The organism is Staphylococcus sp. GDY8P85P, assembly GCF_017892405.1.
In the GTDB taxonomy this organism is placed as follows: Bacteria; Bacillota; Bacilli; order Staphylococcales; family Staphylococcaceae; genus Staphylococcus; species Staphylococcus borealis.
This window is the reverse complement of the sequence record NZ_JAESLA010000014.1, coordinates 61,312-70,179: the sequence shown is the minus strand read 5'-3', so window position 1 is coordinate 70,179 and position 8,868 is coordinate 61,312. Positions and strand designations below refer to the sequence as shown.

Sequence of the window (8,868 nt, the reverse complement as noted above, 5' to 3'; positions counted from 1 at the left end):
TTATGTCCCAGCCTCTTTTTTATAAACTTTTTGATTCTTGTTTATATAGTCTTTACTCGTTTTTTTATCAGTACCTTCTAGAAATACATCATTTAATGGAAAACTAAATTCTGAATACAAACACCTAAATATTTCTATACTATAGCTTTATGATACTACTCAAAGATACCCCTTTTCTTAATATAAGTGTTTTGCATTTCTCCACTCACCAGTGTTATAATTTAGTCAACAAGGAAACTAGCATAGATGCACCAATCCCCTCACTATTGCCGTAGTGAGGGGATTTTTAGGTGTGGCTATGGTCGCCTATTTATTATTGCGATTACGTAGCCAATGCGTGAATATCGCAATAATACAACCACTGATGACTGTGGTCGTGATGTGAACAAGGATTTCTAGCATAGATTAGCACCTCCTCTCTACGCCTAAATTGACGCCTGAGAGATAGGCGACCAGTATATTATATCATCTCCAAATACACGCTGATAGTTTACTTCTAATAAGTAATTTTATAGTAATATTTCCCAAGATTTAACCTATATACTGTTCTTTTTATTACTCAATTTATCAAAATAGATGATGATACTTATATATCCTAAATGCTTCAAAACTGAGAAGTATCACCTACATGCACTATCTAAATTATGCTATAATGTGGTGTATTAATTAGAAGCTAAGGTGAGGCAAACGTTGGATAAGAATATACACATTCAAACGAAGCAAGTCTTAAAACAAAATGGTGAAAAACAAAAATTTGAATTTGCTACTCAAGGTTCTTGGCAAACAAAGAATGCAGATTATATTCGTTACCAAGAACAAATTGAAGATGCAGTCGTCAATGTAACGATTAAAATCGAAGCGCGAGGCGTCAAATTAATACGCAAAGGCGATATTAATATGAATCTTCACTTTGTAGAAGGTCATGATACGACTACACTTTACGATATCCCAGCTGGACGTATCCCTTTGACTGTTAGAACACGTAGTATCTTGCATTTTGTGAGTGAAAATGGTGGGAAGCTAAAAATTCAATACGAGTTACATCAAAATGATGAAAAAATGGGCTCATATCAATATGAAATTAATTATAAGGAGATAGGCGAATGAATATTATTGATCAAGTAAAAACAACTTTAATACAAGAAATTGAAACGAGTATTAAAAAAGCTGGTCTTGCTAAAGATATTCCAGACATCAAAGTGGAAATACCAAAAGACACTAAAAATGGAGATTACTCAACTAATATCGCAATGGTATTAACTAAGATTGCGAAACGTAACCCACGTGAAATTGCTCAAGCGATTGTTGACAACTTAGACACAAGTAAAGCGAATGTGAAGCAAGTAGATATCGCGGGTCCTGGTTTTATTAATTTCTATTTAGATAATCAATATTTAACTGCAGTTATTCCAGAAGCGATTGAAAAAGGTAATCGATTTGGTTATGCTGAAGCATCTAAAAATAAAAATATCTTATTAGAGTATGTTTCTGCCAACCCAACTGGCGATTTACACATTGGTCATGCAAGAAACGCTGCTGTTGGTGACTCACTAGCTAATATTTTAATTGCAGCAGGTTACAATGTAACACGTGAATATTATATTAATGATGCTGGTAATCAAATTACTAACTTGGCACGTTCAATTGAGACACGTTTCTTTGAAGCGCTTGGTGATACAAGTCATGAAATGCCTGCAGATGGTTATAATGGTAAAGATATTATCGAAATTGGTAAAGACTTAGCTGATAAGCACCCAGAAATGAAAGATTATTCTGATGAAGAACGTCTTAAAACATTTAGAAAACTTGGTGTTGATTATGAAATGGATAAATTGAAAAAAGACTTAGCTGATTTCAATGTCCACTTTGATAATTGGTTTAGTGAAACATCACTATATGAGAACGGTGCTATTGATAACACATTAGCTAAAATGAATGAACTCGGTTACACATATGAAGCGGATGGTGCAACTTGGTTACGTACATCTGATTTTAAAGATGATAAAGACCGTGTGTTAATTAAAAAAGATGGTAATTATACTTATTTCACACCAGACACTGCGTATCACTATAACAAAATTAATCGCGGTAACGATATTTTGATCGATTTAATGGGTGCCGATCACCATGGTTACATTAATCGTTTGAAAGCAAGTTTAGAAACGTTTGGTGTAGATAGTGATCGTCTTGAAATACAAATTATGCAAATGGTGCGTTTAATGCAAGACGGTGTCGAAGTGAAGATGAGTAAGCGTACCGGTAATGCGATTACTTTACGTGAAATTATGGATGAGGTTGGCATTGATGCTGCACGTTACTTCTTAACAATGCGTAGTCCGGACTCTCATTTTGATTTTGATTTAGAACTTGCAAAAGAAAAATCACAAGATAATCCAATTTATTACGCGCAATACGCACATGCACGTATTTGCTCAATCTTGAAACAAGCAAAAGAGCAAGGTGTTGAAGTTACGACTGATGCAGACTTCTCAACAATTACAAATGAAAAAGCGATTGAATTATTGAAAAAAGTAGCTGAATTTGAATCAACAATTGAAAGTGCAGCAGAAAGTCGTGCACCACACCGTTTAACGAACTATATTCAAGATTTAGCATCAGCATTCCATAAATTCTACAATGCTGAAAAAGTATTAACAGATGATGCAGAAAAAACGAAAGCACATGTAGCTTTAGTAGATGCAGTTAGAATTACACTACACAATGCATTAACATTAGTTGGTGTATCAGCACCAGAAACGATGTAATCAAGAGAATTATATAAATTTTGATATCACCCTCATAAATTTCGATTTGTGAGGGTATTATTATGTAAAGATTGGAGTGAGTGTATGCCAACGCTTACGACTGAAGCACTTTATAACATCTTATTAGACAATATGGGGCCGCAACATTGGTGGCCGGCTGAAAGTCCTGAAGAAATGATGCTTGGTGCGATATTAGTTCAAAATACGAATTGGAACAATGCAGATATGGCGCTAATGCGTTTAAAGGAAGAAACCTGTTTTGATCCTCAAACCATTTTGACTTTACCATTAAATGAACTACAAGACATTATACGTTCTAGTGGCTTTTATAAAAATAAAGGGAAGGCCATTCATGCGTTATTCAATTGGCTAAACCAATACAACTTTGACTATGGTGCAATTGCGCGTATGCATGGTGATACGCTCAGACAGACATTGTTAAACATACGCGGTATAGGTAGTGAAACGGCTGACGTGTTATTGGTGTATCTTTTTCAAGGAATCGAATTTATTCCTGATCGATATACACGACGCTTGTATCATAAATTAGGCTATTCAAACACAGAGAATTACGATAAATTTAAAAAGCATATAACACTACCAGATTATTTTACAAATCAAGATGCCAATGAATTTCATGCATTATTAGATAACTTTGGAAAACATTATTTTAATGGCAAAGGGAAGCAAAAATATACGTTTTTAGATCATTATTTTATAAAAAATGATTGACTTTAACGTTACGTCATAGTGCATACTCCTGAGTAGATGAGTGAGGTATGAATGATATTGAAAATAAAACAAAGTGGAGAATAATACAATGTTAAATCACAACTATTTTACACCGAGTGAAGTGAGCAAAGTGACGACGGTTAGTACAAGAACATTGCGTTACTATCATGAGATTGGTTTACTAGTACCTAGTTATGTAGACGATAATGGCTATCGCTACTATCATTCACAGGATATTGCAAAGCTACAAACGATCTTATTTCTTCGACAGCTCAATTTATCTCTCGAAGATATTCAATTATATTTTCAACAAAGTATTACTAATAAAAATGCAATATTAGAAGATAACTATGCCCAAATTGTTCAACGACGTAATCAGCTAAATCAAATCATTGATTACCTCAAACATCATCTAATAAATCATAGAAACGAGGAGATTAATATGGACCAATTCAATCAATTTGATGTGACAGAACAATATGATAAAGAAGCTGAATTGAAATATGGCGATACGGATTATTATCAGTCATATAAACAACGTAGAAATCAAATGGATGATTCTGATAAGCAGAATAATGATAAAGATACAAATGACCAATTCAACCAATTTTTCAATGAAATGAATCACTTATTAGAAAATGGCTACGCAGCGGATGATGTGCATGTATATCAAAATATTGAAGCTTTAAAATGCATTTTACAACGACAAGTGCCTAATGCGGATAATCAATTTTTAGAATATATCGCACTTACTTATGAAAGTGATGATCGCTTTGCTAAGAATATAAATAAACATCGCAATAATCACTTGAATGAGTATATCGCAAAAGCAATCCAAGCGTATATCAAATAAAGTGTTTCCTTCAATCCTTTATTATGTAATGATTATACTGAATCATATTTAAAGGAGACGCTATAATGATTGAGTCGTACCAATTATTTTGGAGAAATTATTTTAATGTACAAGGTCGTACACGTAGACGACATTACTGGTATGCAACACTCGCGAATATTATTGTACTCATTTTATTAAGCATACTTACCGACGTACTCACTTGGATAGTTGGCGGTGGCGATATGTTTTTCAAGATTATTTATGAAACGATTGATGTCATTATTCTAATCGGAACATTCACCATGTCGGTGCGTCGATTTCATGATGTTGGACGTACGATGTTAATACCATTAATTATGTTAGTGTCTATGTTACTAAGAGGATTAATTGTATTACTCGAAACGATATCTGATACGTATTTAAATCAATTTTACGCTGATGTTTCTTTAATGGCTTCAACTGTAGTCGTACTTGTTATATCAGTTATATTATTAATTATCTCTATTTTCGCATTAATTTACTGCATTGCGGATAGTGAACAAGGTACAAATGAATATGGACCTAACCCCAAAGCATAGTGAGTGTTAAAACTAAGCATTGAATATTTCTAAATTTAGAAGTATTCAATGCTTTTTTACTACTGATTATTTCTCAAAATAAGTGATAATATAAAATTACACAATTAAATATAAAAAAGTTAAATTAATATTGAATAATATTTGTTATGATTAATGCATACATATACTAAAGATAGAAAGGAATGTGTAGTCGTGTTAAATAAAAAAATGTGGATAGTACTATGTATAATGATGCTGGTACTTGTCGCTTGTGGTCAAAATAATCAACACAAACAAGCAAACAATGAGAGTAATAAATCAGATTCAAATTCAAAAAATCAGTCATATCATCGTATCGTGTCACTTATGCCTAGTAACACGGAAATTCTTTACGAATTAGGACTTGGGAAAGATATTGTTGGTGTTTCAACAGTAGATGATTATCCTAAAGATGTTAAAGAAGGTAAGAAACAATTTGATGCAATGAATTTAAATAAAGAAGCATTGTTAAAGGCGAAACCAGATTTAATATTGGCGCATGAATCTCAAAAAGGGACGTCAAAAAAAGTGTTAGATAGTCTTGAAAAAAATGGTGTCAAAGTGGTTTATGTGAAAGATGCACAATCTTTAAATCAAACATATGATACTTTTAAACAGATAGGTAAAGTCACTGGACGTGAACGTGAAGCGCAAGATCTTGTAGATGAAACGAAGCATAACGTTGACAAAGTAATCAAGTCAGTGCCGAGACATCATAAATCACAATCTGTTTTCATGGAAGTGTCTTCTAAACCAGAAATCTATACAGCGGGTAAACATACATTTTTCGATGACATGTTGACACAATTAGATGCTAAAAATAGCTTTTCAAATATAGAAGGTTGGAAGTCAGTGGATAAAGAAAGTATCATCAAAAAGAACCCAGACATTCTGATCTCTACAGAAGGTCTGTCTAAATCAGATTACTATAAAATCATTAAAAAGCGTGATGGTTTCCGTCAAATTAAGGCAGTGAAAAATGGACGTATTGAAACTGTGAATGGTGATGAAATTTCACGTCCGGGTCCTCGTATTGATGAAGGTTTGAAAGAATTACGTGATGCCATTTATAAACGATAAATGGCTATTAAAAGGTAACACTGCACATTCGTAGTGACTAACTAAATAGAGAAGACGCTTGATATTAAGTGCTTATCTTTACGTGGCTGAAGCCTCAATAAAAAAGCATTTCATCAAGAAATGCTACAAGCTAGGCAAGCTGGGAGTGGACGACGAATTTTAAAAGAATTCTGTTCCAGTCCCATTCTTTTATATCATCAGTTATAATAGAAGAAATTATAGAAAGATAGTTGATGAGTTGATAAAATGACAAGGAATATTTATTTCACAATGCTAGGTTGGATCATCTGTTTAATTGGTGTGATAACACTCTATTTATTATGGGATATGGGTAATTTAGCAGATTCATTTAATCAAATGATATTGCTGAAAGTTAGATTGCCACGAATTATTGAAGCTATGTTAACGGGTGCAATACTAACCTTAGCAGGCCATATGTTTCAGACTGTGTTGAATAACCCATTAGCGGATAGTTTTACATTAGGATTGGCTAGTGGCGCCACGTTTGGCTCAGGTTTGGCCATTTTTTTAGGATTATCTTTTATTTGGGTACCTATCTTTTCAATTGGCATCAGTATTATCACACTATTAATTGTATTGATGATTGCAGCAACTATATCTCGTGGTTATCCGGTGAAGATTCTTATTATTACTGGATTGATGATTGGCGCACTTTTTAATGCATTCTTGTATATTCTTGTGTTAATTAAACCTAGTAAGATGAATCAAATCGCAAATTACTTCTTCGGGGGATTCGCGGCGGCAGAAACGAGAGAAGTCATTTACATAGGACTAATAGCTATACCTGTTATCATCATTTTATTTACTATGATACCGGGGATTAAGTTATTACAATTAGGTGAGTTGAAGAGTCAATCATTAGGTTTAAATGTGCAACAAGTGATGTTTATCGTACTTACTTTAGCGTCTATAATAACGGCAGTTGCAGTGGCTTATACGGGGATTATTGGTTTCATCGGTATGGTTGTACCCCAATTGGTAAGACGTTATTATTGGCGATTTACGTTAGGAATTCACATGGTATTAAATTGTTTAATCGGTGCTACAATGATGTTAATTGCAGATTGGGTAGGCAGTACGTTAATTCATCCTGTACAGATACCTGCTAGTATTATATTGGCTTTAATTGGTATTCCAACATTGTTTTACATTTTGCTTAAACAATCTAGACGTACTTAAATACACATTTGATCACAGCATATTTATGTTGGGTTATTATCTTAAAGAAGACTTTTTGATAAAATGAGAATAATTATAGAGTTAAGAGGGAATTGACAATGGACTTAAGTCATATAAAAGCAGTTGTGTTTGATTTAGAAGGTACATTATTAGATAGAACAAAATCTCGTGATAAATTCATTGAGGAACAATACGAACGATTTCATGATTATTTCGTACACGTTCAATTAGCGGATTTTAAACAGAAATTTATTGAATTAGATGATGATGAAGATAATGACAAACCCGATTTATATAAGGCAATTATTAAGCAGTTTCATATCGATCGTTTAACGTGGAAAGATCTGTTTAATGATTTTGAAATGCATTTCTATCGCTATGTCTTCCCTTATTATGACACGTTATATACTTTAGAGAAATTATCACAAAGCGATTATGTTTTAGGTGTGATTGCAAATGGTAAATCTAAAATTAAACAGTTTCGTTTACATTCATTAGGTTTAGGGCACGTGATTAATTATTTATCAACTTCTGAAACAGTAGGATTTCGTAAACCCCATCCTAAAATATTTGAAGATATGATTCATCAATTAGATGTTCAACCAGAAGAAATTATGTATGTCGGTGATGATGCTTTAAATGATGTAGCACCAGCACGTGCGATGGGCATGGTAAGTGTGTGGTTTAAACATGATGACGCTGAATTAGAACCTTTAGAAGAAGAAGTTGATTTTATTATTACAACGAGTGAAGAATTATTATCAATATTACCAATTCAAATCAAACAAGGAGGAGATGCATAAGATGGATTTATTTACTAGAAAAGGTGGTTTATCCCTACATTACGATACTATGGGTGAGGGCTACCCTGTCGTCTTAGTACATACAGCATATGAAAATGCTTCTATATTTCAAAATTTAGCAAAAGATTTGGCAAAGTCTTTTCAAGTTGTCTTACTAGATTTAAGAGGACATGGCTATTCAGATAAACCAAGAGAGATTAAATTTAATGAATTTGCAGATGATATTATACAATTATTGGATTACTTGTATATAGACGAAGCAGCATTTGTAGGACATGAGATGGGGGCAGCGATTATTGCTGATTTAGCAGAACGCTATCCTAATTATGTATCATCACTCATTATGGTGACACCAACATCCATTGAAGGCGAATTGCCTGAGGAACGTTTATTTAGAAAGTACTCTCATAAAATTCGTAACTGGGACGATGAAAAACAAAACAAATTCTTAGAAAAGCGTCGTTATCATAAACCAAGAAAAGTGAATAAGTTTTTAAAACATGTTGAAGATACTAATGCGATTTCTACTAAAGAAGAAACGCAAGCGGTTGAAGATGTATTTAAAGAGGCAGCAATATCAAATGTATTTGAACGTGTGACGAAACCAACGTTAATCATTGCAGGTGAACATGGTGAGCGTATTACAACACTTGAATCTAAAGAAGTAGCCGATTTAATTAAAGAGGCGCAGTTTGATGTTTATGCACAATCAAGTCTATATCCTTTTGAAGAAGAAAAAGAGAAATTTGTTGAAGATGTAACACCATTTATTAAGAAATTTATGCCTGAGCACTAATGACGGGTTTCAAAAACGCCGCCAAAACTTTTTTTGTTACATAAAATAACTTAATTTGTAA

General features: G+C 33.2%; 10 protein-coding genes. 9 read left to right on the top strand and 1 reads right to left on the bottom strand.

Features of this window, described 5'->3' with window-relative positions:
* Nucleotides 1-306: 306 nt before the first annotated feature.
* Nucleotides 307-402, bottom strand: a complete 96-nt coding sequence (locus tag KA828_RS03405) for a type I toxin-antitoxin system Fst family toxin (protein WP_011276553.1) — start codon at nucleotides 400-402, stop codon at nucleotides 307-309.
* 288 nt (nucleotides 403-690) lie between these two features.
* Here KA828_RS03405 and KA828_RS03400 point away from each other — a divergent pair, with 288 nt between their 5' ends.
* The 9 genes from KA828_RS03400 to KA828_RS03360 all read left to right on the top strand — a co-directional run bounded on the left by KA828_RS03400 (nucleotide 691) and on the right by KA828_RS03360 (nucleotide 8,807).
* Complete coding sequence (locus tag KA828_RS03400; RefSeq protein ID WP_210125407.1) at nucleotides 691-1,107, top strand: YwiB family protein; 417 nt, start codon at nucleotides 691-693, stop codon at nucleotides 1,105-1,107.
* Nucleotides 1,104-2,765, top strand: coding sequence for an arginine--tRNA ligase (argS, locus tag KA828_RS03395; protein WP_210125406.1), 1,662 nt, complete (start codon nucleotides 1,104-1,106; stop codon nucleotides 2,763-2,765). The genes KA828_RS03400 and argS overlap by 4 nt, the downstream gene beginning before the upstream one ends.
* Before the next feature lie 84 nt (nucleotides 2,766-2,849).
* Nucleotides 2,850-3,497 (top strand): endonuclease III domain-containing protein, encoded by a 648-nt coding sequence (locus tag KA828_RS03390; RefSeq protein WP_210125405.1) that lies wholly within the window; start codon nucleotides 2,850-2,852, stop codon nucleotides 3,495-3,497.
* A gap of 88 nt (nucleotides 3,498-3,585) precedes the next feature.
* The gene (locus KA828_RS03385) at nucleotides 3,586-4,350 is read left to right on the top strand and encodes a MerR family transcriptional regulator (protein WP_210125404.1); all 765 of its coding nucleotides are present in this window, start codon (nucleotides 3,586-3,588) and stop codon (nucleotides 4,348-4,350) included.
* Nucleotides 4,351-4,415: 65 nt separating this feature from the next.
* A complete protein-coding gene (locus KA828_RS03380) occupies nucleotides 4,416-4,910 on the top strand; it encodes a DUF805 domain-containing protein (RefSeq protein WP_193839685.1) in 495 nt (164 codons plus the stop codon).
* 207 nt (nucleotides 4,911-5,117) lie between these two features.
* Nucleotides 5,118-6,008, top strand: coding sequence for an ABC transporter substrate-binding protein (locus KA828_RS03375; RefSeq protein ID WP_193839684.1), 891 nt, complete (start codon nucleotides 5,118-5,120; stop codon nucleotides 6,006-6,008).
* 270 nt (nucleotides 6,009-6,278) lie between these two features.
* Entirely contained in the window at nucleotides 6,279-7,208 is a 930-nt protein-coding gene (locus tag KA828_RS03370; RefSeq protein ID WP_481906421.1) for a FecCD family ABC transporter permease, read from the top strand.
* A gap of 98 nt (nucleotides 7,209-7,306) precedes the next feature.
* Entirely contained in the window at nucleotides 7,307-8,011 is a 705-nt protein-coding gene (locus KA828_RS03365; RefSeq protein ID WP_070854521.1) for an HAD family hydrolase, read from the top strand.
* Nucleotide 8,012: 1 nt separating this feature from the next.
* Nucleotides 8,013-8,807, top strand: a complete 795-nt coding sequence (locus KA828_RS03360) for an alpha/beta fold hydrolase (RefSeq protein WP_053030740.1) — start codon at nucleotides 8,013-8,015, stop codon at nucleotides 8,805-8,807.
* Nucleotides 8,808-8,868 lie beyond the last annotated feature (61 nt).